This window comes from Streptomyces sp. NPDC051172, assembly GCF_040682555.1.
In the GTDB taxonomy this organism is placed as follows: domain Bacteria; phylum Actinomycetota; class Actinomycetes; order Streptomycetales; family Streptomycetaceae; genus Streptomyces.
In genome coordinates this window covers 1-26,598 of record NZ_JBFBBE010000122.1, presented here as the reverse complement: position 1 = coordinate 26,598, position 26,598 = coordinate 1, and the positions used below count along the sequence as shown (strand labels likewise).

General features: G+C 69.4%; 18 protein-coding genes and 3 pseudogenes. 14 read left to right on the top strand and 7 right to left on the bottom strand.

Going from position 1 to position 26,598, the window contains the following annotated elements; all coding sequences use genetic code 11:
* Window positions 1–23: 23 nt before the first annotated feature.
* Window positions 24–5,573 carry a toxin glutamine deamidase domain-containing protein gene (locus AB0N07_RS41880; RefSeq protein WP_365844587.1) on the bottom strand — a complete coding sequence of 1,850 codons (5,550 nt, stop codon included), beginning with the start codon at window positions 5,571–5,573 and terminating at the stop codon, window positions 24–26.
* Window positions 5,574–5,638: 65 nt separating this feature from the next.
* Window positions 5,639–6,091, bottom strand: a complete 453-nt coding sequence (locus AB0N07_RS41875) for a hypothetical protein (protein ID WP_365844585.1) — start codon at window positions 6,089–6,091, stop codon at window positions 5,639–5,641.
* Window positions 6,092–6,185: 94 nt separating this feature from the next.
* Between AB0N07_RS41875 and AB0N07_RS41870 the strand changes: the two genes are divergently transcribed.
* Entirely contained in the window at window positions 6,186–6,620 is a 435-nt protein-coding gene (locus AB0N07_RS41870; protein WP_365844583.1) for a hypothetical protein, read from the top strand.
* Window positions 6,621–6,730: 110 nt separating this feature from the next.
* Here the strand turns inward: AB0N07_RS41870 and AB0N07_RS41865 are convergent, their stop codons facing one another.
* The 3 genes from AB0N07_RS41865 to eccCa form a co-directional block, all read right to left on the bottom strand.
* Window positions 6,731–7,057 carry a DUF397 domain-containing protein gene (locus tag AB0N07_RS41865; RefSeq protein ID WP_232655639.1) on the bottom strand — a complete coding sequence of 109 codons (327 nt, stop codon included), beginning with the start codon at window positions 7,055–7,057 and terminating at the stop codon, window positions 6,731–6,733.
* Between the two features lie 97 nt (window positions 7,058–7,154).
* Complete coding sequence (locus tag AB0N07_RS41860) at window positions 7,155–7,541, bottom strand: hypothetical protein (RefSeq protein ID WP_232655638.1); 387 nt, start codon at window positions 7,539–7,541, stop codon at window positions 7,155–7,157.
* Window positions 7,542–7,678: 137 nt separating this feature from the next.
* Complete coding sequence (gene eccCa / locus AB0N07_RS41855) at window positions 7,679–11,623, bottom strand: type VII secretion protein EccCa (RefSeq protein WP_365844581.1); 3,945 nt, start codon at window positions 11,621–11,623, stop codon at window positions 7,679–7,681.
* Window positions 11,624–11,894: 271 nt separating this feature from the next.
* Between eccCa and eccD the strand changes: the two genes are divergently transcribed.
* From eccD to AB0N07_RS41815, 8 genes are all read left to right on the top strand, one after another.
* Window positions 11,895–13,358: a type VII secretion integral membrane protein EccD gene (gene eccD, locus AB0N07_RS41850; RefSeq protein WP_365844579.1), complete on the top strand. Its 1,464-nt coding sequence runs from the start codon at window positions 11,895–11,897 to the stop codon at window positions 13,356–13,358.
* Window positions 13,359–13,506: 148 nt separating this feature from the next.
* Window positions 13,507–14,550: a hypothetical protein gene (locus tag AB0N07_RS41845; protein ID WP_365844577.1), complete on the top strand. Its 1,044-nt coding sequence runs from the start codon at window positions 13,507–13,509 to the stop codon at window positions 14,548–14,550.
* A gap of 170 nt (window positions 14,551–14,720) precedes the next feature.
* The gene (locus AB0N07_RS41840; RefSeq protein ID WP_365844575.1) at window positions 14,721–14,996 is read left to right on the top strand and encodes a hypothetical protein; all 276 of its coding nucleotides are present in this window, start codon (window positions 14,721–14,723) and stop codon (window positions 14,994–14,996) included.
* A 185-nt stretch (window positions 14,997–15,181) separates the two neighbouring features.
* Complete coding sequence (rpsO, locus tag AB0N07_RS41835; RefSeq protein ID WP_005479656.1) at window positions 15,182–15,469, top strand: 30S ribosomal protein S15; 288 nt, start codon at window positions 15,182–15,184, stop codon at window positions 15,467–15,469.
* A 314-nt stretch (window positions 15,470–15,783) separates the two neighbouring features.
* Window positions 15,784–18,006 carry a polyribonucleotide nucleotidyltransferase gene (locus AB0N07_RS41830; RefSeq protein ID WP_365844573.1) on the top strand — a complete coding sequence of 741 codons (2,223 nt, stop codon included), beginning with the start codon at window positions 15,784–15,786 and terminating at the stop codon, window positions 18,004–18,006.
* Window positions 18,003–19,382 (top strand): pitrilysin family protein, encoded by a 1,380-nt coding sequence (locus AB0N07_RS41825; protein WP_365844571.1) that lies wholly within the window; start codon window positions 18,003–18,005, stop codon window positions 19,380–19,382. Before AB0N07_RS41830 ends, AB0N07_RS41825 begins: the two co-directional genes overlap by 4 nt.
* Before the next feature lie 41 nt (window positions 19,383–19,423).
* Window positions 19,424–20,176, top strand: coding sequence for a 4-hydroxy-tetrahydrodipicolinate reductase (gene dapB, locus AB0N07_RS41820; protein ID WP_365844569.1), 753 nt, complete (start codon window positions 19,424–19,426; stop codon window positions 20,174–20,176).
* A 7-nt stretch (window positions 20,177–20,183) separates the two neighbouring features.
* Entirely contained in the window at window positions 20,184–20,636 is a 453-nt protein-coding gene (locus AB0N07_RS41815; protein WP_365844567.1) for a hypothetical protein, read from the top strand.
* 39 nt (window positions 20,637–20,675) lie between these two features.
* On the opposite strand, the gene AB0N07_RS41810 is transcribed toward AB0N07_RS41815, so the two are convergent.
* Window positions 20,676–21,227, bottom strand: coding sequence for a hypothetical protein (locus AB0N07_RS41810; protein ID WP_365844565.1), 552 nt, complete (start codon window positions 21,225–21,227; stop codon window positions 20,676–20,678).
* A gap of 90 nt (window positions 21,228–21,317) precedes the next feature.
* Entirely contained in the window at window positions 21,318–21,554 is a 237-nt protein-coding gene (locus tag AB0N07_RS41805; protein ID WP_232655629.1) for a hypothetical protein, read from the bottom strand.
* 200 nt (window positions 21,555–21,754) lie between these two features.
* On the opposite strand from AB0N07_RS41805, the pseudogene AB0N07_RS41800 reads away from it, so the two are divergent.
* The 5 genes and pseudogenes from AB0N07_RS41800 to AB0N07_RS41780 all read left to right on the top strand — a co-directional run.
* Window positions 21,755–22,045 (top strand): annotated as a pseudogene (locus AB0N07_RS41800) (FAD-dependent thymidylate synthase); the annotation flags it as partial.
* A pseudogene (locus AB0N07_RS41795) lies at window positions 22,025–22,951 on the top strand (HNH endonuclease); the annotation flags it as partial. The pseudogenes AB0N07_RS41800 and AB0N07_RS41795, both read left to right, overlap by 21 nt.
* Before the next feature lie 3 nt (window positions 22,952–22,954).
* Window positions 22,955–23,404, top strand: a pseudogene (gene thyX / locus AB0N07_RS41790) (FAD-dependent thymidylate synthase); the annotation flags it as partial.
* A gap of 210 nt (window positions 23,405–23,614) precedes the next feature.
* Window positions 23,615–24,514, top strand: coding sequence for a 4-hydroxy-tetrahydrodipicolinate synthase (gene dapA, locus AB0N07_RS41785; protein ID WP_365844563.1), 900 nt, complete (start codon window positions 23,615–23,617; stop codon window positions 24,512–24,514).
* 141 nt (window positions 24,515–24,655) lie between these two features.
* Complete coding sequence (locus tag AB0N07_RS41780) at window positions 24,656–26,341, top strand: ribonuclease J (RefSeq protein ID WP_365844561.1); 1,686 nt, start codon at window positions 24,656–24,658, stop codon at window positions 26,339–26,341.
* The last annotated feature ends 257 nt before the right edge of the window (window positions 26,342–26,598 follow it).

The following is a 26,598-nucleotide window of genomic DNA, read 5'->3' as shown; positions in this document are numbered from 1 at the left end:
CTACCAGCGGTCCCGTTCGTCATTCACCGCAGGGCCAGCACGCCCACCCGCGCCTGGACAGCGCCCCAGCCAGCCTTAACTTCCCGGCCTTGCTCCTTGAGGGCCTTGCGCAGGTCGCGTGCCAGGTCCAGTTCGTCCTGGGCAGCCTTGCGTTTGGCCTCGGCCTTCGCCGGGTCGGGCTCAGCGGTCGCGTCGTCCAGCCCGCGCAAGCCTCGCATGCGCATCTCGTGCAGGATCGTCTTGAAATACTCACGGGTGCCCTGCGAGACCTGCGGCACGGCCGGGTTCGCCGGTTCGCTGCCGTCCGGTGCGTCCTGACCCTCGTCCGGGGCCGTGTCCTGCCCGTCGTGCCCTTCTCCCGGCTCGGGACGGTCGGGGTCGTCCGCTCCCAGCGGGAGCCCCTGACGGTCACCCTCGCCCGCGTCGAGGGAACCCTTGCACTCCACGACCACATGGTCGTAATCGGTCGCGTCCGGGGGCGCGGTGTACACCTGGTCGAAACGGTTGTTGCCCTCGGCCCGGTTGTCGACGCGGACCGCACCGGGGAACTCGTTCGGAATCGCGTGGTACTCGGCGACTTCGTCTCCGTACCGCTCGCTCTCCTTGCCTCTCGCCGCGTGCAGCGGCCTGTGCACGTCGTCGGCCTCTTCGAAGGCCTTTTTGTTCTCAGGAGTGTCGTCCGCCTCAAGGGCCTTCTTGGCCGCTTCCCTCGCCTTGTGCGGCTCACGGTCCGCTTCGATCGCGTCTGCCCGGGATGCGGCACGCTCGTCGAGCTTGTCGAGCGTCTCGGCAGAGGGGCCTCCCTCGGTCCGCCCGACCGGCTTCACGTTCGGGTCGACGTAATGGGGAGGCGAAGCGGGCAGCACGTTGCTCGCTGCCATCCATGGCCTCTGCGGGTCTCCGGTGGCCCGCAGAATGGGCAGTTGGCGACCCATGTACCTGTCGTGGCGCGACCACCGGTGACCGTCGGTCGGCCGGTAGTACTTCTCGAAGAACCTGGGATCGGTGTTGGCGAGATGGACCATGTGGTCGACCCACTCGTGGTCCGTCTGAGGGTTGTTGACCGGATCGCCCGCCGGTTGTGCCGGTCCCTCGGGGTGGTGCTGTACCTCCGGCTTCGGGGGCGCCGGGTGCTCGGGGGTGATCTCCCCGTACAAGGGCTTCCTGCCTGCCGTGGACTGCTGGATGTGCCGTGACGCATCGGCGTTCCTGCCGTCCGGCAGGCTCTCGTGGGCGGGAACCGCGGAGTCCTTGGTCATCTTGCCGGGGCGGTCATGGTGCGCGTCGGCCGCCGAGGGGTCCGCGTTCGCGGGGTGGGACTGGTCCGGGGGCGCGAGCCGGTCCCGGCCCGGCGTCTCGGACTGTGGATCCTCGCCGTGCTCGGGGTGCTTGTGGTCCGGCCCCGGCTCGGTGCCAGGGCGCTGACCGTCGGGGCGGTCGTCGCTCTCCGGATGCCTCTGCGCGGGGGTGTCCCGATGCGGCTCCGACGTCCGCGGATCGGTCGTTCGCGGGTCTGAGACACGGGGATCGGGCGTACGTGGGTCGGGCGTACGTGGGTCGGGCGTACGAGGATCGGGCGTACGTGGGTCCGGGGTTCGGGGATCCGAGGTGTGCGGGTCCGATGTGTGTGAGTCCTGGGTGTGCGAGTCCGTGGTGTGCGCGTCCGGGGTGTGCCGGTGCTGCGGGTCGGACGCATGCGGGTCCGAGGGCGTGGAGCTCTGCTGATGTGTGTCCCGGTTGCTCGTGGGGTCGTTCCGGGTGTCCGTCTGAGCCGTCTTGGTCGGCTGCTCGGACTCCTTGCCGGAGGTGCGGCCCTGCTCGTCGGGGCGGGGCGCCTCGTCCGGGGACGGCTTCCGGCCTTCGGGGGCGTCCTGGGAACTCTCCCGGCCCTCAGGGGTGCGGTCCGGTTCGGACGGGCTGGGGCTCTCGCTCTGCGGCCGGCCGTTCTCGTCTCCGGGCCCGTCCTTCGTCGTGTTCGGGTCGGTGCTGGAGGGCTGCTGTGCGGGGTCGTCGACCTGCTTCGGAGTGTCGGCCGAGGCGTCGTTCTGCGAGGTCTGGGGCTGGGCGCCGTCCGATTTCTCCGGCTGGGCCTCGCCGTCGCTCTGGGCCTGCGCGTCGTCGTTCTGGTCCCCGGCGTCCTTGGTCTCGGGCACCGCGGGGTGGAGCGGGTTGCCGTCGGCGTCCAGGGGGATGTGCCAGACGTGTTCCGCGTTGGAGATGTGCAGCGGGTTGTGGCTTACATCTCCCGTCTGGGTGTCGATCCAGATGATGTTGCCGTGGTGGTTGACGGCGTTGAAGGCGTGGCCGCCTCCGTTGTTGGGCCAGCCGACCTGGACGATGGCCGCGGCGCCGTGTCCGGCCTGCTGGAGGTCCCAGGCGATGCGGGCCGGCGTGTGCGGGTCGTCGCCCCGGCCCGCGTAGGTGTGGGGAGCGCCCGCCCAGCGGATCTGGTTGTCGTTCGCGTTGTCCTCGGGGGACCAGTAGTCCGGCTTGCCGTGCTCGTCGGTGTCCAGGGTGCGTGGGGCCGAGACCTGGGGGCTGCCGTACCAGGTCTCCAGGAAGGAGCGGGAGCAGTCGGCGCAGTTGTTGCTGCGTCCGGGGACGGTGTTGCCACCGTCGTTCTGGAGCTGTGACCAGGAGCCGAAGGGGTCGGGGAAGCGCTGCGGGGTGCCGTCCTCGTTGTGCGGCACCGCGTCGACCAGCGCCTGCTGATCCGCGGGGTCGGGCTCCGTCAGGCCTCCGGGGTGGTGGTCCAGGTCGGTGCGGATGTCCTCCAGGCTGTCCTGCTGCGGGTGCTGCTGGTGGTCGGGGTTGCCGGGGGTGGCCTGGGGCGAGCCCGGTGCCGGTGGCGTTGCGGGGCCCGAGTGCGAGGGCGCCGCCGGGGCACTCGGGGTGCGGACGACGGTGTGGACCGGGACCGGCGTCACCTGGTGCTGGTGCTGTTGTTGTGGGTTGTTGGGATGTGCGGCCGGCTGCGGCGGAGAGCCGGGCGGGCTGCCCGCAGGCTGCTGCGGCGGCCTGTTGGGGGTGGGCTCGGCCCCGGTGCCCGGCCGGGAGCCGGGAGTGCCGGACGTGCCGTCAGGCGTGCCGGGGGCGTTGGCGGGGCCGGGCCGGCTGGAGGAGTCGGGGGTACGGCCGCTCGGCGTCGACGAGTCCGACGTGCCGTTGCCCGGCGTCGAGGCGCGATCCGGACCGGAGCCGGTCGAGGTGGAGGGCGTCGTCGTGGAGGTGCTGGTGGACGGCGAGGTGGTCCTGGAGGACGACGACTGGGCCGGGTTCTGAGTCGCGGTGCTCGTGTTCGAGTTCTGGCCCGGGGTGTTGGTACGAGTGCTGCCGGTCGGGTCCGTGGTGTTGGTACGGGCGTTGCCGGTCGGGTCCGTGGTGTTGGTACGGGCGTTGCCGGTCGGGTCCGTGGTGTTGGTACGTGTGCTACCGATCGGCTCCGTGCTGGTGCGGGGCGTGGTGCCGTCGCCCGGCCTTGTGCCGGGGGTGGTGCGGGGGGCGGTGCCGTCCCCAGGGCTGGTGTCAGTGGTGTTGCGGGGCGTGGTGCCGTCGCCCGGCCTTGTGCCGGGGGTGGTGCGGGGAGTGGTGCCGTCCCCCGGCGTAGTACCGGACGGATTCCTCGGCGTCGTACCGTCCCCCTGCGTCGTCGTGCCTCCGGGGGTGCGCTGGGCCGGTGTCCGCCCGTCCGGCGTGCCGGGGGTGCGGCCGTCCGTCGCACCGGGGACGCGCCCGTCCCCCGTACCGGAGACACGAAGACCCGCACCAGCGGCAACGCGACCGTCTGCCGTGGCCGACGTCGAGGCTGATGCCGACGCGGCCGTAGTGCTGCGGGCAGTGGATGGCGACGTCGGACTCGGCGTGGAGGCCGGACCCGATCCCGCGGGGGAGGTTGTACCGGGCGTCGCGACGGAAGAGCTCTTCGCTGCCCCGGAGTTGGGCGTGGGGCTGCTCGGGCCGGTGCCGGAGGACGTGCTGCCGCCGGACGTACCCCCGCCCTGATGCGAGCCGACACCCACCCCACCGGCCGTGGACGGCGCGACAGGCGATGTCGGCATGCCGGAGCCGCCGTCCGCGCGGCCTCCGCCCGCACCGCTGGAGGACGGGTCGCTGGCCGTCGGAGCAGGCGAGGGCACCGAGTTGGTGTGGGTCGGGGTGCCGGCGGCCAGGCTGTCGATATTGGTGCTGATTCCGCCGTGGCCGCCCGTCGACGGCGACGGAGACGCCCCTGACGACGCGGGGGCCGACACGGAATGCACGGTCGGCGACGAGAGGCCGGACACGGACGAGCCGCCGCCGGAGTGGGACGGCCCGGAGGCGCCGGGACCGTGGGACGCACCCCCCGAGTCCGAGCCACCCGACGACGCCCCACTCGGCGAGGGATCGTCGAAGTCGGACAGCGTCGGACCCGAGTGGGAGAGGGTCGGCCTCGGGGCCCCGGAGTCGGCCCCGGCCCCCGAGTCGGAGCCGGATCCGGAGTCCGACCCCGAGTCGGAACCCGGTCCCGCACCCAGATCCGGCCCGCCGAGGCTGTTGCCGCCGGTGTCGGCTGAAATCCCGCCACCGATGTTCGTGCCCACGTCGCCGCCTGCACGCGTCGACGTGGAGGAGTCCGTCCCCGACGAGTCCGAGCCGTTGGAGTGGGAGCCGGACGAGGACGAGTCGGAGGACGCATTCGAACCGCCCTCGCTGTCCGACGAGTTGGTGCCCCGCTCTCCATCGGAAGAGCTCGAACTCCCGTCATTACCGGACGAGTTGGAGTCACCGTCACCGTCGGACGGGTGCGAGTCCCCGTCCCCATGCCCGCCCTCGGACCCCCCGCCATGCCCGTCGATCCTGCTGTCGACGGCATGGTGGGCCCGGTGCCCGGCCTTCTCGCCCAGGCCGTCGCGGACGCCCTCGGCGAGGGTCTGTGGGGTCTGCTTGATGGCGTCCCAGGCGCCGTCGGCGCCGGCCTTGACGGTCGCGCCGAGGTCGTAGCCCTCCTGGGCGCCGAAGCCGACGTTCACGGTCTGGCGGATCAGGTCGGTGATGATCGCCTCGATCATTGAGATCGCGGGCTCCTTCATCGCCTCGACGACCGCGTTGAGCAGTGCCTCCTTGAGCTCGTCGAGGAGGCGGCGCACGATCAGCCGGGTGACCTGGGTGGCCCCCAGTGCGCCGACTTCGGAGAGGCCGAAGGTGAAGGGCGCCGCGGCCTGGGCGGCGGCGATCTCAATGGCCAGGGCGATCAGCTGGGCGATCACCGCCCACTTCGCGAGCTCGACGATGTAGGCGCAGGCCTCCATCACGTTCGCGATGAGGTAGGCGGCCTGGGCGGCGTTGCCCAGGTAGCCGTCGCCGCCTCCGCTGTCGAACTTGCGGTACGTCTTGCTGAACGCGTCGATCGACTCGCCGGCGTTGTGCGCAGACACCTGGCCGGCGCTCAGGTTCGCCGTGGTGTGCAGTTCGATGACGTCGTCGCCGAACTTCCGCCATAGCTTGGCCGAGTCCTTGAGCTTGTCCTCGTCCGCCGTCGGCCAGCGGTAGCCGAGCATCTCGAGAACCCACTCGAGCTCGTCCGGCAACATCATCGACACAGCAGAAAGCACCCCCGTCAGACACCCGGCCGTACAACTCCCTCATCGGTCAAGGGATGTCACACAGGAGTACAGCCGTTCGCAAAGTTTACGGACTCACCCGCCCGCAACTTCAGGGTGTTGCTGTCACAAAACCGTTGCAGGTCCCGCGTCGGAGCACGGCCCAGGTCAGACCTTGGTGAAGCACAACGTGCAGCCGCTCGTCCTGCGGTGGTCTGAATGCCGTAGTCGTACTTGGACCCGCACTCCGTGTTCGCGCCAGGGACCATCTCGCCCAACTTGTACTCGGCTTCGGGGGAGTTGCAGTCGACGACCGTCGTCACCGGCTCGCCCTTGGGGTCCTTGACCTTGACGCAGTCGCCGATCCCGGGGTCGTGAGCCGCGGCGGAGGCGGACGCCGAAGCCGCCGCCCTCGCCTTGCCGCCCGTGGGGCTGGTGTTGTAGTCCCAGACGTAGTAGCCCACGCCGCCGAAGAGCACGACGACCATGGCGACGGCCTTCACCACCCTCAACGGCCCGCCCTGGCGGGGGCGTTGAGTCTATCCTCCGCACGTGACGGGAGATACTTCGGATGTCCGAGAGACGAGGGCAGCGAGGAGACACAGCATGACGAGGCGACCCGAGAACTCACCGAACCCGCAGGGCGATTCGCCGGAGCGCGGTGTGCTGGACGAGGCACTCGAACCGGAGCAGATTCGTTCTCTGAACTCCGCCCTGCGCAAGCTGTCCGAGAACGACGGCGTCGGCAAGGACCTGCAGGACGCGGCGAAGAAGCTGCTCTCCGGTCGGCTCCCGCTCCGCGACGCCCTGGACGACCCCGGGGTGGCGCGCGCCCTGGGCGGCGGCATGGCCTCCCTGCGCGGCCAGTGGGAGTCCCTCTCCGAGGAGGAGCGCGACCAGGTCAGGCATGGTGAGCCGCTGACCGGCGGTGTCGCCTCCTCGCCTTCGGGGCAGTCCGAGCCGAGCAGGTCCGAGGACCAGTCCGCGCAGTCCGGGAAGAAGAGCCAGGGGCGGCACAGCGGCGGATTCTCGCTGTACTGACCAGTGGCTCGTCACCGGCTCGTCACCGGCTCGTCACCGGCTCATGGCTGTCCGAGCGCCGGCGCTGCCTGTGGCACGGAGCGATGGCCGTCCCGGCCGGTGCGGGTCGGCTACTGGTCGGCCTGTTCCGCCGGCACCCCGCCGTTGTGCGGAGCCGGCTCCAGGTCGAACTCCCCGTCCCGCGCGCCGAGTACGAACGCCCGCCACTCCGCCTCGGTGTACCGCAGCACGGTGTCGGGGTCGAGGGAGGAGCGCATGGCCACCGCGCCCTCGGGCAGGTACGCGATCTCGACGCGCTCCTCGTGCTCCTCGGTGCCGGGGGCGCTGTGCCACTCGACCCCCGAGATGTCGAGGGCGTACAGCTCGTCCCGCTCCCGCTCCTTGCGTGCCTTGATCTCGGCCGGAGTCTCGATCTCGTTGTTCCGTACCTCGGTCATGCTGCGGGGCCTCTTCCTGACATGTGACGACGAACTCGACTCACCCTACTTGCGCGGCAGCGGCCCATGCCGCCGGCTGCCGCGGATCCGCTGAGGATCAGGTGTTCTGCGCCTTTGTGAACGTGCCCTGTGCTACGCCGGGCGGGACCTTCACCTGGCCGTCGTACTCGGCGGTCGTCGCCTTCCAGAGGTCCAGCTGGTCGGCCTCGTTCTGTTCGTGCGCCACGCCCATCTTGGTGAAGGCGATACCCATCCCCGCCAGCCGCTCCGCCAGGCTGCCCATCGACTGGTACATGCCGTCACGCAGGCCCGTGTAGGCGACGCCGAACTTCTCGCCGATGTCGTCGTCACCCCAGGGCGGGGTTCCCGTACCCTCCAGCGCGGTCAGTCCGTCCTGCAAGGCCTTCACGGCCTTCGAGAAGTCCTGGCCGACCGTGTACATGTTGAAGCCCTCGGTCTTGAGGACCTTGGGATCGGAGTCCATGAAGTCCGACGGCACAACTGCCCCCCGTGGCTCGTCTTTTCACTCGTTCTCTCTCGCACGTCACCATAGCGGTCACCACTGACACAAGGGGGCGGCACCCGTGTGGGTACCGCCCCCTGCGCCGAAGCAGTCGCCGCTCAGAACCGGGCCGGCAGCCACCCCGTCTGGATCAGCTGTCCACCGCGTCGCCGCGTGTGGAAGTACCCGCGCCCCGGCGGCAGTTGCGACGCGGTGATGTTGCCGAGCAGCGCACCCTCCGACCGGTCGCCGGAGAGCACGAGGCCCTGGGCGCCGAGCTCGCGCATCCGCTGCATCACGGGCTCGTACAGCGACCTGCTGGCACCGCCCGAGGAGCGGGCGATGATGATGCGCAGACCGACGTCACGGGCGAAGGGCAGGTACTCCAGGAGCGGGGCCAGCGGGTTCACGCCGGTCGCCACCAGGTCGTAGTCGTCGACGATGACGAACGCGTCCGGGCTGTTGTACCAGGAGCGGTTGCGCAGCTGCTCGGGCGTGACGTCCGGGCCCGGCATGCGCCGGTGCATGGAACCGGCCAGGCCCTCCAGCGTCTCCGCCAGGGCGGGCGCCGACGCGCAGTACCGCGACAGGTGCGAGTCGGGCACACCCTCCAAATGCGCACGCCGGTAGTCACCCATGACGATCTTCGCCTGGTCCGGCGTGTAGCGCTCGGTGATCTGCTTGACGAGCAGCCGCAGCATCGCGGACTTACCGGACTCGCTCTCACCGAACACGATGAACAGCGGGTCCGACTCGAAGTCGACGAAGACCGGCGAGAGCGACGACTCGTCGATGCCGATGGCCACACCGCGGTCCGGGTGCTCGAACCCCTTGGGCAGCCGGTCCGAGGACAGCATGGTGGGCAGCAGCCGTACGGCCGGGGCGTGGTTGCCCTGCCAGTTGTCGTTGATACCGCGGATGAGGATCGACGTCGCCTCGGAGAGGTCCTCGGTCGCCGAGGAGCCGTCGACCCGGGGCAGCGCGGTCATGAAGTGCAGCTTGTCCTGGGTCAGACCACGGCCCGGCACCGCAGCCGGGACGTTCTGCGCGACCTTGCGGTCGACCTCCGACTCCGTCGGGTCACCGAGCCTGAGCTCGATGCGGTTCTGCAGCATGTCCTTGAGCGCGGGCCGCACCTCGGTGTAGCGGCTCGCGGTCAGGATCACGTGCACACCGAAGCCGAGACCGCGCGTCGCGATCTCCGTGACGGTGGACTCCAGCAGCTCGTAGTCCGTCTTGAAGGTGGCCCAGCCGTCGATGACGAGGAAGACGTCACCCCAGATCTGGTCGGGCAGCTGGCTCGCGGCCCGGCGCTGCCGGTACGTCTGGATCGAGTCGACGTTGTTCGTGCGGAAGTACTCCTCGCGCGCGTTCAGGATTCCCTCGACCTCGCTGACCGTACGGCGCACCTTCTCCGCGTCGAGACGGTTCGCGACCCCGCCGACGTGCGCCAGGTCCTCCATCGCGATCAGGGAGCCACCGCCGAAGTCCAGGCAGTAGAACTGCACTTCGGACGGGGTGTGGGTGAGGGCGAACGAGGAGATCAGCGAACGCAGCAGCGTCGACTTGCCGGACTGCGGACCGCCGACGAACAGACCGTGGCCCGCACCGCCCGAGAAGTCCCGGTACAGCACGTCACGCCGCTGCTCGAACGGCTTGTCCACCAGGCCGACCGGCACATTGAGCCGGCCGAGCGCCGTGTAGTCGGGCGCGGTCAGGCCGCGCTCCGGGGAGACGGCGAGCTGGGGGAGCAGCTGCTCCAGCGAGGGCGCCTCCTCCAGCGGGGGCAGCCACACCTGGTGGGCGGGCGGCCCCTGGTTGATCATCCGGCCGACGAGGACGTCGAGGACGGTGTCGGCGAGCGCGTCGTCCACCCGGTTGTCGGGCTCCGGCTCCTCGATCACCGGCTGCGGCGGCAGCGCGACCTGCTCCGCCGTGAACAGCGCGGGCCGCAGCTGCGTCGAGCGGTGCACCCGGGAGGGGCCCTCGCCGTGGTACGGCCCCGACACGTACGCCGCCTTGAAGCGGACCATGGTGTCGGTGTCGTAGCGCAGATAACCGGAGCCGGGGATCGACGGCAGGTGGTAGGCGTCCGGGACACCGATCGCCGTACGCGACTCGGCGGCGGAGAAGGTCCGCAGACCGATCCGGTACGACAGGTAGGTGTCCAGGCCGCGCAGCTTGCCCTCCTCCAGGCGCTGCGAGGCCAGCAGCAGATGCACACCCAGCGAACGGCCGATACGGCCGATCTGGATGAACATGTCGATGAAGTCGGGCTTGGCGGTGAGGAGTTCGGAGAACTCGTCGAGCACGATCACCAGCGAGGCCATCGGCTCCAGCGCGGCGCCCGCCGCCCGGGCCTTCTCGTAGTCGTGCAGGTTGGCGTAGTTGCCCGCCGAGCGCAGCAGCTCCTGGCGGCGCTGCGTCTCACCCATGATCGAGTCACGCATGCGGTCGACGAGGGTGAGGTCGTCCGCGAGGTTGGTGATCACGGCCGCGGTGTGCGGCATGTCCGCCATGCCCGCGAAGGTCGCGCCGCCCTTGAAGTCCGCGAGGATGAAGTTCAGCGTCTCCGAGGAGTGCGTGACCGCGAGACCGAGCACCAGCGTACGCAGCACCTCGGACTTGCCGGAACCGGTCGCGCCGACGCACAGGCCGTGCGGGCCCATGCCCTCCTGCGAGGCCTCCTTGAGGTCCAGCATGACCGGCTCGCCGGTCTCGCCGACACCGATCGGCACCCGCAGCCGCTCGTGCAGCGTGCGCGGACGCCAGGTGCGGGAGACCTCGACGGTGCCCGCGTCGCCGATGCCCATGAGGTCGGTGAAGTCCAGGTTGGAGAGCAGAGGTTCGCCCTCCTCCGCGGAACCGACCCGGAAGGGCGCCAGCTGCCGCGCCAGGGACTCGGCCTGCTCCGGGTTCAGCACATCGGCCTTGCCGGTGTACGCCGACTCGTGGCCGACGAACAGCTGCATCCGCTCCGGCTTCACATACGCCGTCAGACCCGCGCGCAGGTCCTCCTCCAGCTCGCCCGGGGCGATCTCCAGGAAGGTGACGCCCTGGAGCCCCTCGGAACTGGCGAGTTCGGAGTCCGGCGGCACGGTGCCGCCGTCGAGGACCACGATCAGATGCGGCTGGTCGTAGACGGGGTTCGCGTCCCGGTTCCAGCGGGGCCGGTCGTCCAGCTGGCCCGCCAGCGCCTCCTCCAGCTCCCCGAGGTCGTCGAAGAGGAGCCGGGACGAACCCGCTCCGTCCTTGGCCTTCGGGTGCTGGCTGTGCGGCAGCCACTTGATCCAGTCCCAGTCCGCCGCCGCTGACGGGTGCGCCACCACGGCGACCATCAGGTCTTCCGGCGAGTGCAGCGTCGCCAACTGGGACAGCGTCGCGCGGGCGTTGCCGTAGACCGTGTCCGTGTCGCCGGCGATCGTCACGTGGTAGAAGGCGCGCAGCGAGATGGAGACCGGCAGGTCGTGCAGGCTGCCGTGCGCGTCGAGGAACGCCTTCATGGCCGCCGCGGTCAGCGGCTCCAGCTCCTCCTTGGGCGCCGTGTCGGGGGCGACGAGCGGCGTGTTCAGCTGCTGGACGCCGCGGCCGATGCGTACGGAGGCGAAGTCCGCGTCGGTCGGGCGCCGCTCCCACAGCCGCTTGCCGTCGGCCGCCACCGCCCACAGCTGCTCCGGGTCCGGATGCTGGAAGAGCTGGCTCTGCCGCTGCAGTTCCGCGGTCTTGTGCACGTCCTTGCGGACCTGCTCCAGGTAGCGGAAGTAGTCACGCCGGTCCTGCGCCATCCCCGCGCCGCCGCCCTGCCGGGACTTGGCGAACTGCGCGATGGCCATGGCCAGCGTCGAGGCGAGCATCAGCCCGCCGACCACCCTCATGTACGGGGGCAGGTTGGGCATGAAGAAGAAGCCGACGGAACCCAGCATGCCCATCATGGGCAGCAGGTTCATCAGCATGCTCTCGTCGCCCTCACGAGGGATCTCGGGGGGCGTCTCCAGTCTGACCTCGCCGTCCGGTACCACCGGGGGCACTATCCGCGGTGGTCGTTTGATGATGACGACGCTCACCGATGCACTCATCCTTCGTGATTGAAACGTCCTGGCATCGACGCCCCCGTGTACCGCGACGAGTTCCCGTTCGCGTAGGCGTCTTTCGCGTGCAGTCGTCGATCCTACTGATGCCCCAGGTCCACTGGAGAGCCAGGAGGATGGAGATGCCGAGGGGGTACGGGGAGAATTGAGGGAGGGCGTCCCAACACCCCGTACGGCTAGGGATAGGGTGGCGCTTCGCGTCGTACGAACTGCATGAAGCAGCCTTGTCCAACAGGGGGAACACCAGGTGAGCACGGGGACTTCGACAGGTTTCTGCCGAATCACCATCGCAGCGCCGGACAGCCGCGTCGATGTCGCGCTGCCCGAGGACCTGCCGATCCAGGACCTCTTTCCTGAGATCATCCGGCTCTCGGGTCTGGCCCAGTCGGACACCAGTCTCGCCGGTTATCACCTGGTGACCCGCGAGGGTCAGGTGCTCGACGCGAGTCGTTCGTTGCTGGAGCACCGGGTCAGGGACGGCGAGGTGCTGCTGCTGCGGACCTTCGCGGACTCCCTGCCGCCGGCCGTCCACGACGACGTCGTGGACGCCATCGCCGCCGCGGTCAAGCAGGACACCCGCAGCTGGAACGACAACCTGATGCGGGTGGCCGGCCTCGTCGCCGGTTCGCTGCTGCTGGTCATGCTCGGCTTCGTCTTCTGGTTCGCGGACCCGATCCGGCACGACATGCACGGCCTCCAGGGCATCCTCGCGGGCGTGACCGCACTCGGCCTGACGGCACTCGCGGGCGTACGGGCCCGGGTGTACGACGACCGTGGCTCCGCCGTCGCGCTCGGCATCTCGGCGCTGCCGCACGCGCTCATCGCGGGCTCCGGCGTCATCGCGCAGGGGGCACACGAAGGCCCCGGAAGGCTCCAGTTCCTCGTCGGCTGCGTCGCCGTCCTGCTGCTCTCCGTTGTGCTGATCATGCTGCTGCCGCAGGGCGACGCCCCGTTCGTGGCCGCCGCGCTGGCCTCCGGGATCGGCACGCTCGCCGTGTTCTGCGGGGTGCTGACCGACGCGGCACCGCGGGAGATCGCGGCCGGCACCTCGGTGGTCGCCCTGGCGGTCGTCGGCTTCCTGCCCGGCTGGTCGGCCCGGTTCGCCAAGCTGCCGATCGGCTTCCGCAACCCCGAGGACCTCGCCCGGGCCCGCCGTGAGGGCCGCGAGGGCGACCTCGATGCCGTGGACGTCCAGCGCATCGTCGCCCAGACCAGCCGCGGCCACGAACTGCTGCTCGGCCTGGTGGGCGGTTGCGCCGCCGTCATCGTGGGCGCGGGCGGCGCGGTGCTCGGCTTCAGCGACAGCGGCTGGGCCCAGCTGCTGGCCCTGTGCACCGGCCTCGCCGCGATGCTGCGGGCGCGCCTGTTCCGCTACACCGCCCAGGTCACCTGCCTGTTCGTGGCCGGTGTCATCACGCTCGGCCTGCTGGTCCTCGGCCTCGCGATCTCGCCGCCGGCCGACATCATCATCCAGCTGCTGCAGAACAACCACGGCCCGGTCAACGTACGGACCCTGTGGCTCGGCGCCTCGGTCGCGGCCGGCGTGCTGCTGCTGATCGCGATCGCCCTGATCGTGCCGCAGAAGGGCCTCTCCCCGTTCTGGGGCCGCATGCTCGACCTCGCGGACTCGCTGGTCCTGCTCTCCCTGGTCCCGGTCTGCCTGGCGGTCCTCGACGTCTACGGCAAGGTCCGCGGCGGCATCGGGAACTGACCCCCCCGGCGACAGACCTCGACGCCCCACACCCTGCACGCAGGGCGTGGGGCGTCGGCGTGAGCACTGCAACGGAACCCTCACCCCCGGTCACAGGAAAACTCCACAGGAAAAGGACCCGCGCGAGAGCTTCGGCCCACCCCCTCCCATGTACGCCCAGCCCGCCCCGCCCGCGCAGCCGCCACGGCAGAAGCGCCGCCCGAAGTGGCCCCTGGCGCTGCTCGCGCTTGTGCTGGTCGCGGCCCTCGGCACCGGCGGCCGGCTGCTGTGGGGCGCGGGCGACGGTACGAAGACCTCGAACGGCGCGGCGACCCGCCAAGGCCCCCTCGACATCCGTGAGACCGTCGAGAAGAAGCCCGCGAGCCCCACCGGCAAGATGGCCTTCCGCTTCTCCGTGGACGACCTCAGCCCGGGCGAGCACTACCAGATGCCCGGCATGTGGGCCACGGACAAGATCATCGCCAAGGGCATCAACAAGACCGTCATCGGACTGCGCATAGGCACCGACGCCACCCCCGGCGACGAGAAGTGGAAGCTCCCCCTCGACGGCCCGATCTGCGGCTACACCCGCCATGTGACCAACGACCACCGCACGGCCGTCCTGTTCCGCGCCAACGACCTCGGCACAGCCTTCTGCAATCACGTGGCCTTCTTCGACCTCGACGACGGCCGTGAGATCTGGGACGCCGACTTCCCCGTCTCCGAACTGGGCGACGGCCACGGCATGGCGACGGGCGGCGACACCCAGGACACCCCGAGCGTGACCCTGGTGCACGGCACGGTCGTCGTCACCTGGGGCGGCGGCACGGACGCGTACCGCATGAAGGACGGCACGCGCGCGTGGGAGACGGTTTCCTCCGGCTCCTGCCAGGACATGGGCGCAGCGGGCGGCGGCGCCCTGCTCGTCCGCCAGCAGTGCTGGAACGACAAGGCCCCCGCCGACTCGACGGACGCCACCACCTACAAGGCGCGCAAGGTGGACCCGACAACCGGCAGGGTCCTGTGGACGTACTCCGCCGCGAAGGGCATCCGCGACCTGGACATCCCCTCCGCCGAGCCGCCCGTCCTCGTCGTCCAGGCCGGCGGGATCGGCCTCTCCGGGATGCTCTCGACACCGCGGGCAAGCCCCGGGCCGTCATCCGCCTCCAGAACGGCACCTACGTCGGCGAGTGCTCGTACGACGACTACCTGAACACCGAGGACTGCCCGACCATCGCCGTCGGCGACGGCCAGGTCTTCCTGCGCAGCAAGGACTCGGGCGAGCTGATCAACTCCAGCTGGATCATCGGCTTCGACCTCGCCACCGGCAGGACCACCAAGAAGTACGACTCCGGCCCCGGCTCCCTGCTGTACCCGGTCCGGATGAGCGGCGGCAGACTCCTCGCCGTACGCGTGACCGACCAGCACGTCATGCCCTCGGGACTGGTCGGCCTGGACCCGCGGACCGGCAAGGAGACCCCGTACCTCTACTTCGACCTCCCTCAGGAGGCCGATCTGATGACGATGACGGATGACAACGACATCGTCGTCCAGGACGGCCGCGTCTTCCTCGGCGTCAAGAAGGTCGACGGGCCCGCCAAGGGGCAGCCCAAGTGGGTGTATCTCGTCCTGGGCATCGAGAGCATGGCCGTGAAGTAGCGGCCCCGCCGGCTGGTAGCCTGTGTGACGGCCGTTTGTGTACGCACCCCCGGAGCCCCGGCAGGTTCACCTGCAGGACCTGGAGGCCGCGCCCAGCGGATCCCCGCCTCCCGAGTAACGGAAGCTCCCCCGAGACAAAGACCGGGGGCACTCGGTGGCATCCATGAAGACTACGAGGAGTACGAGTGTCGCTCGACGCCGCTACGAAGAAGCAGATCATCACCGAGTTCGGTACCAAGGAGGGTGACACCGGCTCCCCCGAGGTCCAGGTCGCCATGCTCTCGCGCCGGATCTCGGACCTGACCGAGCACCTCAAGACCCACAAGCACGACCACCACTCCCGCCGTGGTCTGCTGATCCTGGTCGGTCAGCGCCGTCGCCTGCTGCAGTACCTCGCCAAGAAGGACATCCAGCGCTTCCGTGCGCTGGTCGACCGCCTCGGCATCCGCCGTGGTGCGGCGGGCGCCAAGTAGGACGCCGTGCAGGGGGAGCGGTTCCCGAAGGGTCGGGACCGCTCCCTTTGCCGTACGTGCGGAAACGTCCGTACGCACGGAAACATGCGGAGTGTCACTGCCCCTTTGTAGTGTGGTAGCACAACGCAATACGTACGACACAGCGAGAAGCGCATCTCGCCGCCGCCGGTCCTCGGTAGTGGCCCCCGGGGGAAGTGAGCCCCGGGTGCTTCGATCGAAGACCGGCCCGCACCAGTGGAGCGCTTCTCCGTGACGGTCCTCCTGCCACACGGGCAGACAAGGACAAAAGACGAAAAGTATCGGAGAAAACGCTAGTGGAGAACGAGACCCACTACGCCGAGGCCGTCATCGACAACGGCTCCTTCGGCACCCGCACCATCCGCTTCGAGACGGGCCGCCTGGCCAAGCAGGCCGCCGGCTCCGCCGTGGCGTACCTGGACGACGACACCATGGTGCTGTCGGCCACCACCGCCTCCAAGAACCCCAAGGACCAGCTCGACTTCTTCCCCCTGACGGTGGACGTCGAGGAGCGGATGTACGCCGCCGGCAAGATCCCCGGCAGCTTCTTCCGCCGTGAGGGCCGCCCCTCCGAGGACGCGATCCTCACCTGCCGTCTGATCGACCGCCCGCTGCGCCCGTCCTTCAAGAAGGGCCTGCGCAACGAGATCCAGGTCGTCGCCACGATCATGGCCCTCAACCCCGACCACCTGTACGACGTCGTGGCCATCAACGCCGCGTCCGCGTCCACGCAGCTGGCCGGTCTGCCTTTCTCCGGCCCGATCGGCGGCGTCCGCGTCGCGCTGATCAACAACCAGTGGGTCGCGTTCCCGACGCACTCCGAGCTCGAGGACGCCGTCTTCGACATGGTCGTCGCCGGTCGCGTCCTGGAGGACGGCGACGTCGCGATCATGATGGTCGAGGCCGAGGCCACCGAGAAGACCATCCAGCTGGTCAAGGGTGGCGCCGAGGCTCCGACCGAGGAGGTCGTCGCCGCCGGTCTGGACGCCGCGAAGCCCTTCATCAAGGTGCTCTGCAAGGCCCAGGCCGACCTCGCGTCGAAGGCCGCCAAGCCGACCGCCGAGTTCCCGATCTTCCTGGACTACCAGGACGACGTCCTCGAGGCCCTCACCGGCGCCGTCAAGCCGGAGCTCGCCTCCGCGCTGACCATCGCCGGCAAGCAGGAGCGCGAGGCCGAGCTGGACCGCGTCAAGGCGCTCGCCGCCGAGAAGCTCCTGCCGGAGTTCGAGGGCCGTGAGAAGGAGATCTCCGCCGCGTACCGCTCGCTCACCAAGCAGCTGGTCCGTGAGCGCGTGATCAAGGAGAAGAAGCGCATCGACGGCCGCGGTGTCACCGACATCCGCACGCTGGCCGCCGAGGTCGAGGCCATCCCGCGCGTGCACGGTTCCGCGGTGTTCGAGCGTGGCGAGACCCAGATCCTGGGCGTCACCACCCTCAACATGCTCCGTATGGAGCAGCAGCTGGACACCCTGTCGCCGGTGACCCGCAAGCGCTACATGCACAACTACAACTTCCCGCCGTACTCCACCGGTGAGACCGGCCGCGTCGGCTCCCCGAAGCGTCGCGAGATCGGCCACGGCGCGCTCGCCGAGCGTGCGCTCGTGCCGGTGCTGCCGACGCGCGAGGAGTTCCCCTACGCGATCCGCCAGGTCTCCGAGGCGCTGAGCTCCAACGGCTCGACGTCCATGGGCTCGGTCTGCGCCTCCACCATGTCGCTGCTGAACGCCGGTGTGCCCCTGAAGGCCCCCGTCGCCGGTATCGCCATGGGCCTCATCTCCCAGGAGATCGAGGGCGAGACGCACTACGTCACCCTCACCGACATCCTCGGTGCGGAGGACGCCTTCGGCGACATGGACTTCAAGGTCGCCGGCACCAAGGAGTTCGTGACGGCGCTCCAGCTGGACACCAAGCTGGACGGCATCCCGGCCTCCGTCCTGGCCGCCGCCCTCAAGCAGGCCCGTGACGCCCGCCTCCACATCCTCGACGTGATGATGGAAGCGATCGACACCCCGGACGAGATGTCCCCGAACGCCCCGCGGATCATCACCGTCAAGATCCCCGTGGACAAGATCGGTGAGGTCATCGGCCCCAAGGGCAAGATGATCAACCAGATCCAGGAGGACACCGGCGCCGAGATCACGATCGAGGACGACGGCACCATCTACATCGGTGCCGCCGACGGCCCGGCCGCCGAGGCCGCCCGCGCCACGATCAACGGCATCGCCAACCCGACCATGCCGGAGGTCGGCGAGCGCTACCTGGGCACCGTCGTGAAGACGACGACCTTCGGCGCGTTCGTGTCGCTGCTCCCGGGCAAGGACGGTCTGCTGCACATCTCGCAGATCCGCAAGCTGGCCGGCGGCAAGCGCGTGGAGAACGTCGAGGACGTGCTCGGTGTGGGCGCCAAGGTCCAGGTCGAGATCGCCGAGATCGACTCCCGCGGCAAGCTCTCCCTGATCCCGGTCATCGAGGGCGAAGAAGGCGACGACACCAACAAGAAGGACGACGGCGACAAGTGACGCCCCGTGGCTTCGAGGCGACGGCCCGCACCTCCTCGGAGGCGCGGGCCGTCGCCCGTACCCAAACCCTCATCAAGGGCGAGAACGGCATCGGCACGGTCCGCAAGACCACCCTCCCCGGCGGCCTGCGCATCGTCACCGAGACCCTGCCCTCGGTCCGCTCCGCGACCTTCGGCATCTGGGCGCACGTCGGCTCCCGCGACGAGACCCCGGCCCTGAACGGCGCCACGCACTACCTGGAGCACCTGCTCTTCAAGGGCACCTCCCGCCGTAGCGCGCTGGACATCTCCTCCGCCATCGACGCGGTCGGCGGCGAGATGAACGCGTTCACGGCGAAGGAGTACACGTGCTACTACGCGCGCGTGCTCGACGCCGACCTGCCTCTCGCCATCGACGTCGTCTGCGACATGCTCACGGGCTCCCTGATACTCGAAGAGGACGTCAACGTCGAGCGCGGCGCCATCCTCGAAGAGATCGCCATGACCGAGGACGACCCGGGCGACTGCGTGCACGACCTGTTCGCGCACACGATGTTCGGCGACAACCCCCTCGGCCGCCCGGTCCTCGGCACGGTCGACACCGTCAACGCCCTCACCGCGGACCGCATCCGCCGCTTCTACAAGAAGCACTACGACCCGACCCACCTGGTCGTGGCGGCCGCCGGCAACATCGACCACAACAAGGTCGTACGACAGGTCCGCTCGGCCTTCGAGAAGGCGGGCGCCTTCAAGAGCGACGCGGCGACCCCCATCGCCCCGCGCGACGGCCGCCGCACGATCCGCACCTCGGGCCGCGTCGAACTGCTCGGCCGCAAGACCGAACAGGCACACGTCGTCCTCGGCATGCCGGGCCTCGCCCGCACCGACGAGCGCCGCTGGGCCCTCGGCGTGCTGAACACGGCCCTCGGCGGCGGCATGTCGTCCCGCCTGTTCCAGGAGGTCCGCGAGAAGCGCGGCCTGGCCTACAGCGTGTACTCCTACACCTCGGGCTTCGCCGACTGCGGCCTCTTCGGCGTGTACGCCGGCTGCCGGCCCTCGCAGGTCCACGACGTGCTGAAGATCTGCCGTGACGAACTCGACCACGTCGCCGAGCACGGCCTGTCCGACGACGAGATCGGCCGCGCCATCGGCCAGCTCCGGGGTTCGACGGTCCTGGGCCTCGAGGACACGGGCGCGCTGATGAACCGTATCGGCAAGAGCGAGCTGTGCTGGGGCGAGCAGATGTCCGTGGACGACATGCTGGCCCGGATAGCCTCGGTCACCCCGGACGACGTCCGCTCGGTCGCGCGCGACATCCTGGGACAGCGGCCTTCGCTGTCGGTCATCGGCCCGCTGAAGGACAAGCAGGCGTCCCGTCTGCACGAAGCGGTCGCGTAACTCCTGCCCCTGTAGGTCCTCCCCTCTTAGGAAGCAAGAAGATGAGCAAGCTGCGCGTGGCGGTTCTCGGTGCCAAGGGCCGGATCGGCTCGGAGGCGGTACGGGCCGTCGAGGCGGCCGAGGACATGGAGCTGGTGGCCGCCCTCGGCCGCGGCGACAAGCTGGAGACGCTGGCGGAGACCGGAGCCCAGGTCGCCGTCGAACTGACCACGCCGGCCTCGGTGATGGACAACCTCGAGTACTGCCTGAGCCACGGCATCCACGCGGTCGTCGGTACGACGGGCTGGACCGACGAGCGCCTCACGCAGCTGGGCAGCTGGCTGGCGGCCTCCCCGGAGACCGGCGTGCTGATCGCGCCCAACTTCTCCATCGGCGCCGTACTCACGATGAAGTTCGCGCAGATCGCCGCGCCCTACTTCGAGTCCGTCGAGGTCATCGAGCTGCACCACCCGAAGAAGGTCGACGCCCCCTCCGGAACCGCCACGCGCACGGCCCAGCTCATCGCCGAGGCGCGCCGCGCCGCAGGCACGGCCCCGGCACCGGACGCCACGGAGACGGCACTGGACGGCGCCCGCGGCGCCACCGTCGACGGGATCCCCGTGCACTCCGTCCGCCTGCGCGGCCTGCTCGCCCACCAGGAGGTCCTGCTCGGCGGCGAGGGCGAGACGCTGACCGTTCGGCACGACTCGCTCCACCACAGCAGCTTCATGCCGGGCATCCTGCTCGGCGCCCGCCGCGTGGTGACCAGCCCGGGTCTGACCTTCGGCCTGGAACACTTCCTGGACCTGGGCTGACACCGTCATGCGAGCCAAGCTCTCCTACGCCATAACGGCCGCCGTCCTGGTCTTCTACTTCGTCCTGGTCGGCAGCCGCGGCGTCATGCTCATCCAGTCCGGCACAGTCCTCACCGTCACCTTCGGCGTGGCGGTGCTGATCCTGCCGGTGATCGGTCTGTGGTTCCTGTGGAAGAACACCCAGTTCGTCCGCAAGGCCAACGCCCTCGCCGCCGAACTCGATGCCGAGGGCGGCCTCCCGGTGGACGAGCTCAAGCGCACACCCGGCGGCCGCATCGACCGCGACTCGGCCGACGAGGTCTTCGCCAAGCGCAAGGCCGAGACGGAAGCGGCCCCTGACGACTGGCGCAGCTGGTTCCGCCTCGCCGTCGCCTACCACGACGCCCGCGACACCCCACGCGCCCGCAAGGCCATGCAACGCGCCATCGCCCTGCACGAAGGCAGGTCCGTCGAGGCGTAACCGCGGGCAGGCGCCCGACCGGCACCCGGCACCCTTCGCTCAGCCGCGCCGGTTCTCCGCCGCCCATGCCTCGATCGTGTCCGCGGCCCGGTCGAAGGACCCGGCCCGCGCCAGGAAGTCGACGCCGTGCGTGGTCATGAGCACCGGCCCGTCCTGCGCCGGGCGGTCACTGCGTACGAGGATCAGGGCCTGCCCCTGCACCGTGCGCGGCAGCCCGAGCCAGCGCACCGGTTGCTGCACCGTCCGCAGCGCGGCGACCCGCTCCCAGGGCGTCGTACGCGTCCCGAAGAAGCCCACCTGACGCAGCCCGCGCGCACACACCCAGACGCCCACGCGCAGCAGCCGCAGGGAACCCGCGATGACGGCCAACGCGATACCGAACACCACACCGGCCTCGGAAGCCGAAGCGGTGAAGGCGATGATGACCGCGGCGAACAGCACGAACGAGGCGAGCAGCAGCCAGAGCGCCGCCACACCCACGCGCCACGGCCCGGGACGGTAGGGCCGCCGCCAGCGGTCGCGGTCGTCGAAGGGCAGCGAGTCGTCCGCTGGCTCATAGGCACGGTCGGCCGTCAGGAAGGGCAGGGGCACGGCTGGTCCTCACTCAATCCATGCATGGGCTGTGCCCGGTGAGGCTATCCCCCGGTGTCCGTGCTCACCACCCTTGGGGGTCCGATGGAGTCAGTGCCCCTGAGAAGCCTGTGACTGCTGAGCAGGAGTGGAGGCCGTGGCGGACAGCGCGGGCATACCGAGGACCAGCGAGCCCACCAGCCCGGCGACGATGGTGAGTCCGAGCAGCCAGCGCCCGGCCATCTGACCGGCGGACGCCCGCTGACGGGGCGGGGGAGCGACATTGCTGCGGAACCTGTCGGCTTCGGCGACAAAGGCGAACGGGACGGGCTCACGCCGACGGAACATGGGTGGAGCCTCTCCTCTCGGGATCGAACGAGTGACTGTCATCTACACAGACGGTCGAGTGCCCCAAAAGGTGCCCGGTTTCGCCGAATTCACAGAAATTCGCCGGGGTATGTGCGAACCGGCACCGAACGCCCTGTTGTCAGTGGCGGGCCGTAGAGTGGGCGCCGCCCGCCAGAAGTGATGGAAGGACCCTCCGAGCCGTGACCGACACCCCCGCCGACGACCTCAAGCCCAGCTTCCGCAGCGATGTCAGTGTCGAGCTGGTGAAGCACAGCGCGGCAGACTCCGACGTGCTGTGGGCCGCCCGCGTCTCCACCGCCGGCGAGCAGTCCCTGGACGAGCTGACGAAGGACCCGGAGCGCTCCAAGGGCCTGATCAACTACTTGATGCGGGACCGCCACGGCAGTCCGTTCGAGCACAACTCGATGACCTTCTTCATCAGCGCCCCGATCTTCGTCTTCCGTGAGTTCATGCGGCATCGGGTGGGCTGGTGCGTCGCCGGTGACACGGAGATCACGCTGGTGAGCGAGGCGGGCAATCTCCGGCGGCGTTCCATCGAGGATCTCTACAAGCTGTGGCACCTCGGCGTCGAGGACCGCTTGCCACATTCCGCGGGTGGCGTGACCTGGCATGCACGCGCACAGAAGTGGATGGCACAGGTCCGTCGTGGAGAGACGAACCACTACCTCGGGCTGTACGACAACCGTGAGGCGGCCGACTCCGCCGTCGCCGAATTCCGCGAACAACACCCGTCCACCAGGCTGCGCAAGCTCGAATCGGTGCGGCGCAACCACGTCCGCTGCTACGACGAGGAGACGCTGACCGCCCAGCGGGCTCAGATCCTGGACGTCATCCAATCGGGCATCAAGCCACTGATCAGGATCACCACTGAGAGTGGCAAGGTTCTACGTTCCACCGTCGACCACGCGGTGCTCACTCCGGACGGCTGGCGGAAGGCCGGTGAGCTCGCCGTCGGCGATGCCGTCATGTCCGCCGGGACCGCGCCTCGCCCCTCCGAGAGGCTCGTTCCCCCGAGCCTTCGTCGCGGTGTGGGAGTCTGGACCTCGATGCAGCGCGACCGGCTGATTCGCGAGACCGATCTCTGCCACCTCTGCGGACAGTCCTTCCCTCGCCGGCAGCTTGCTCTCGATCACGTCGTTCCTGTGGCCGAAGACCTGACCCGGGCCCTCGACGAGCGGAATCTGGCACCCGCCTGCGAGCCCTGTCACGCCACCAAGAGTGCGACGGAACAGAAGCTCGCCCGGCGCGGCGGAAAGATCGCTGTGGCCGTTCCGGATCCGGTCGTTTCGATCGAGGAAGACGGCGAGGAGATGACGTACGACCTCACCGTGGAAGGCCCCTGGCACAACTTCCTGGCCAACGGAGTCGTCGTCCACAACTCCTACAACGAAGAGTCGGGCCGCTACCGGGAATTGCAGCCCGTCTTCTACGTGCCGGGAGAGGACCGCAAACTCGTACAGCAGGGGCGACCCGGCAAGTACGAGTTCGTCCCGGGCACCGAAGCCCAGCAGGAGATCGTGGAGCGCTCGATGCGGGAGTCGTACATCCAGGCTTACGAGCGCTACCAGGAGATGCTCGCCGCCGGCGTCGCCCGCGAGGTCGCCCGCGCCGTCCTCCCGGTCGGCCTGTTCTCCTCGATGTACGCCACCTGCAACGCCCGCTCGCTGATGCACTTCCTCGGCCTGCGCACCCAGCACGAACTGGCGAAGGTCCCGTCCTTCCCGCAGCGGGAGATCGAGATGGTCGGCGAGAAGATGGAGGCCGAGTGGGCCAGGCTCATGCCGCTCACCTACGCCGCCTTCAACGCGAACGGCCGTGTGGCGCCGTAGCGCACCCCCGTTCCCCGGCCGAGCACGGATGTACGGTCAGCCTCCTGAAGTGTCCGTATTGCGGCATTTGGAGAAGTTCATCTAGCCTGATCAAACGGACCCGGTACTGCTTGAACCCCCGAGCAGGCAGTACCGGGCTCCGCATTTGTCCGGACTTATCCCGCACCCCAAGGGCAGACCACGCATTGAGCACCGAGTAGCGTGTTACCCATGGCTCCGACCTCGACTCCGCAGACCCCCTTCGGGCGGGTCCTCACCGCCATGGTCACGCCCTTCACGGCAGACGGCGCACTCGACCTCGACGGCGCGCAGCGGCTCGCCGCCCACCTGGTGGACACAGGCAACGACGGCCTGATCGTCAACGGCACCACCGGCGAGTCCCCCACCACCAGTGACGCGGAGAAATCGGAGCTCGTACGAGCCGTACTGGAAGCGGTCGGCGACCGCGCCCACGTCGTGGCCGGCGTCGGCACCAACGACACCCACCACAGCATCGAGCTGGCCAAGGCCGCCGAGAAGGTGGGTGCACACGGCCTCCTGATCGTGACTCCGTACTACAACAAGCCCCCGCAGGAGGGCCTCTACCGGCACTTCACGGCCGTCGCCGACGCCGCCGAGTTGCCGGTCATGCTCTACGACATCCCCGGGCGCAGCGGCGTCCCGATCAACACCGAGACGCTGGTCAGGCTCGCGGAGCACCCGCGCATCGTCGCCAACAAGGACGCCAAGGGCGATCTCGGCCGCGCGAGCTGGGCCATCGCGCGCTCCGGGCTCGCCTGGTACTCGGGCGACGACATGCTGAACCTGCCGCTGCTCTCCGTGGGCGCGGTCGGCTTCGTCTCGGTCGTGGGCCACGTGGTCACCCCGGACCTGCGGGCCCTCGTCGAGGCGTTCGTCTCTGGCGACGTCCAGAAGGCCACCGAGATCCACCAGAAGCTGCTCCCGGTCTACACGGGCATGTTCCGCACGCAGGGCGTCATGACCACCAAGGCCGCCCTCGCCCTCCAGGGCCTGCCCGCGGGACCCCTGCGCGCGCCCATGGTGGAGTGCACGCCGGAAGAGATCGCCCAGCTCAAGATCGATCTTGCTGCAGGCGGGGTACAGCTCTGACACCAGACTTGGCATCACAGGCTTCACAACTGAATAGGCGGGCCACCGGTGCCCGCACCCCACAACGACAACTGCTCATGCACGAACGTCATGCGCGCCACGTGCCCACCGGTACGTGGCGCGTGTGGTGAGGAGAGTCTTTTGAGTCATCCGCATCCTGAACTCGGCCCGCCCCAGCCGCTCCCCGAAGGCGGTCTGAGGGTCACCCCGCTCGGCGGTCTCGGCGAGATCGGCCGAAACATGACGGTCTTCGAGTACGGCGGCCGTCTTCTGATTGTCGACTGCGGTGTGCTCTTCCCCGAGGAGGAGCAGCCCGGGATCGACCTGATCCTGCCGGACTTCTCGTCCGTACGGGACCGTCTCGACGACATCGAGGGCATCGTGCTCACGCACGGCCACGAGGACCACATCGGCGGCGTCCCCTACCTCCTGCGCGAGAAGCCGGACATCCCGCTGATCGGCTCCAAGCTGACCCTCGCCCTGATCGAGGCGAAGCTCCAGGAGCACCGCATCCGCCCGTACACCCTCGAGGTGGCGGAGGGGAACCGCGAACGTGTCGGCCCCTTCGACTGCGAGTTCGTCGCGGTCAACCACTCCATCCCGGACGCCCTCGCCGTGGCCATCCGCACGCCCGCGGGCATGGTGGTCCACACCGGCGACTTCAAGATGGACCAGCTCCCGCTGGACGGCCGCCTGACAGACCTCCATGCGTTCGCACGACTGAGCGAAGAGGGCATCGATCTCCTCCTCGCCGACTCGACGAACGCGGAGGTCCCCGGCTTCGTCCCACCGGAGCGCGACATCTCCAACGTCCTGCGTCAGGTCTTCGCGAGCGCCCGCAAGCGGATCATCGTGGCGAGCTTCGCCAGCCACGTCCACCGCATCCAGCAGATCCTGGACGCGGCTCATGAGTACGGCCGCCGGGTCGCCTTCGTCGGCCGCTCGATGGTCCGCAACATGGGCATCGCCCGGGACTTGGGCTACCTGAAGGTCCCGCCGGGTCTGGTCGTCGACGTGAAGACCCTCGACGACATCCCCGACAGCGAGGTCGTGCTGGTCTGCACGGGCTCGCAGGGCGAACCCATGGCGGCCCTGTCCCGCATGGCCAACCGTGACCACCAGATCCGCATCGTCCACGGCGACACGGTGATCCTGGCGTCGTCGCTGATCCCCGGCAACGAGAACGCGGTCTACCGCGTGATCAACGGCCTGACCCGCTGGGGCGCGAACGTGGTCCACAAGGGCAACGCGAAGGTCCATGTCTCGGGCCATGCGTCCGCGGGCGAGCTCCTGTACTTCTACAACATCTGCCGCCCGAAGAACCTGATGCCGGTCCACGGCGAATGGCGCCACCTGCGCGCCAACGCCGAGCTGGGCGCCATGACCGGCGTCCCGCACGACCGCATCGTCATCGCCGAGGACGGCGTGGTCGTCGACCTCGTCGAGGGCAGGGCGAAGATCTCGGGCAAGGTCCAGGCGGGTTACGTCTACGTCGACGGGCTCTCGGTCGGCGACGTGGGTGAGCCGGCGCTCAAGGACCGCAAGATCCTCGGCGACGAGGGCATCATCTCGGTCTTCCTGGTCGTGGACTCGTCCACCGGCAAGATCACAGGTGGCCCGCACATCCAGGCCCGCGGCTCGGGCATCGAGGACACGGCCTTCGGCGACGTGATCCCGAAGATCACCGAGGTGCTCGAACGCTCGGCTCAGGACGGCGTGGTGGAGCCGCACCAGCTACAGCAACTCATCCGCCGCACCCTCGGGAAGTGGGTCTCCGACACGTATCGGCGCAGGCCAATGATCCTTCCGGTCGTGGTGGAGGTCTGACGGGCGTACGACCCCTCGTACGTGTGAACCCGGAGCGGGGCGCCTCGATTTGCATCGGGGCGCCCCGCTCCAGTACGTTTACGGCTCCGCCAGAACGGGAACCCGGCTGCCTCGTGCGCCGGAACCAGTCCCCGATCGGGGCGGGAAATCCGACTCAGAATCTCTGATAAAGTCGGAACCGCCGGAAAGGGAAACGCGAAAGCGGGAACCTGGAAAGCACCGAGGAAATCGGATCGGGAAACGGTCTGATAGAGTCG

Coding starts and splice junctions, on each gene's coding strand:
- AB0N07_RS41880 (WP_365844587.1), bottom strand. CDS start 5,573: ATGATGTTGCCGGACGAGCTCGAGTGGGTTCTCGAGATGCTCGGCTAC.
- AB0N07_RS41870 (WP_365844583.1), top strand. CDS start 6,186: ATGACGAGGCGACCCGAGAACTCACCGAACCCGCAGGGCGATTCGCCG.
- AB0N07_RS41865 (WP_232655639.1), bottom strand. CDS start 7,057: ATGACCGAGGTACGGAACAACGAGATCGAGACTCCGGCCGAGATCAAG.
- AB0N07_RS41860 (WP_232655638.1), bottom strand. CDS start 7,541: ATGGACTCCGATCCCAAGGTCCTCAAGACCGAGGGCTTCAACATGTAC.
- AB0N07_RS41845 (WP_365844577.1), top strand. CDS start 13,507: ATGTACGCCCAGCCCGCCCCGCCCGCGCAGCCGCCACGGCAGAAGCGC.
- AB0N07_RS41840 (WP_365844575.1), top strand. CDS start 14,721: ATGAGCGGCGGCAGACTCCTCGCCGTACGCGTGACCGACCAGCACGTC.
- dapB (WP_365844569.1), top strand. CDS start 19,424: ATGAGCAAGCTGCGCGTGGCGGTTCTCGGTGCCAAGGGCCGGATCGGC.
- AB0N07_RS41815 (WP_365844567.1), top strand. CDS start 20,184: ATGCGAGCCAAGCTCTCCTACGCCATAACGGCCGCCGTCCTGGTCTTC.
- AB0N07_RS41805 (WP_232655629.1), bottom strand. CDS start 21,554: ATGTTCCGTCGGCGTGAGCCCGTCCCGTTCGCCTTTGTCGCCGAAGCC.
- dapA (WP_365844563.1), top strand. CDS start 23,615: ATGGCTCCGACCTCGACTCCGCAGACCCCCTTCGGGCGGGTCCTCACC.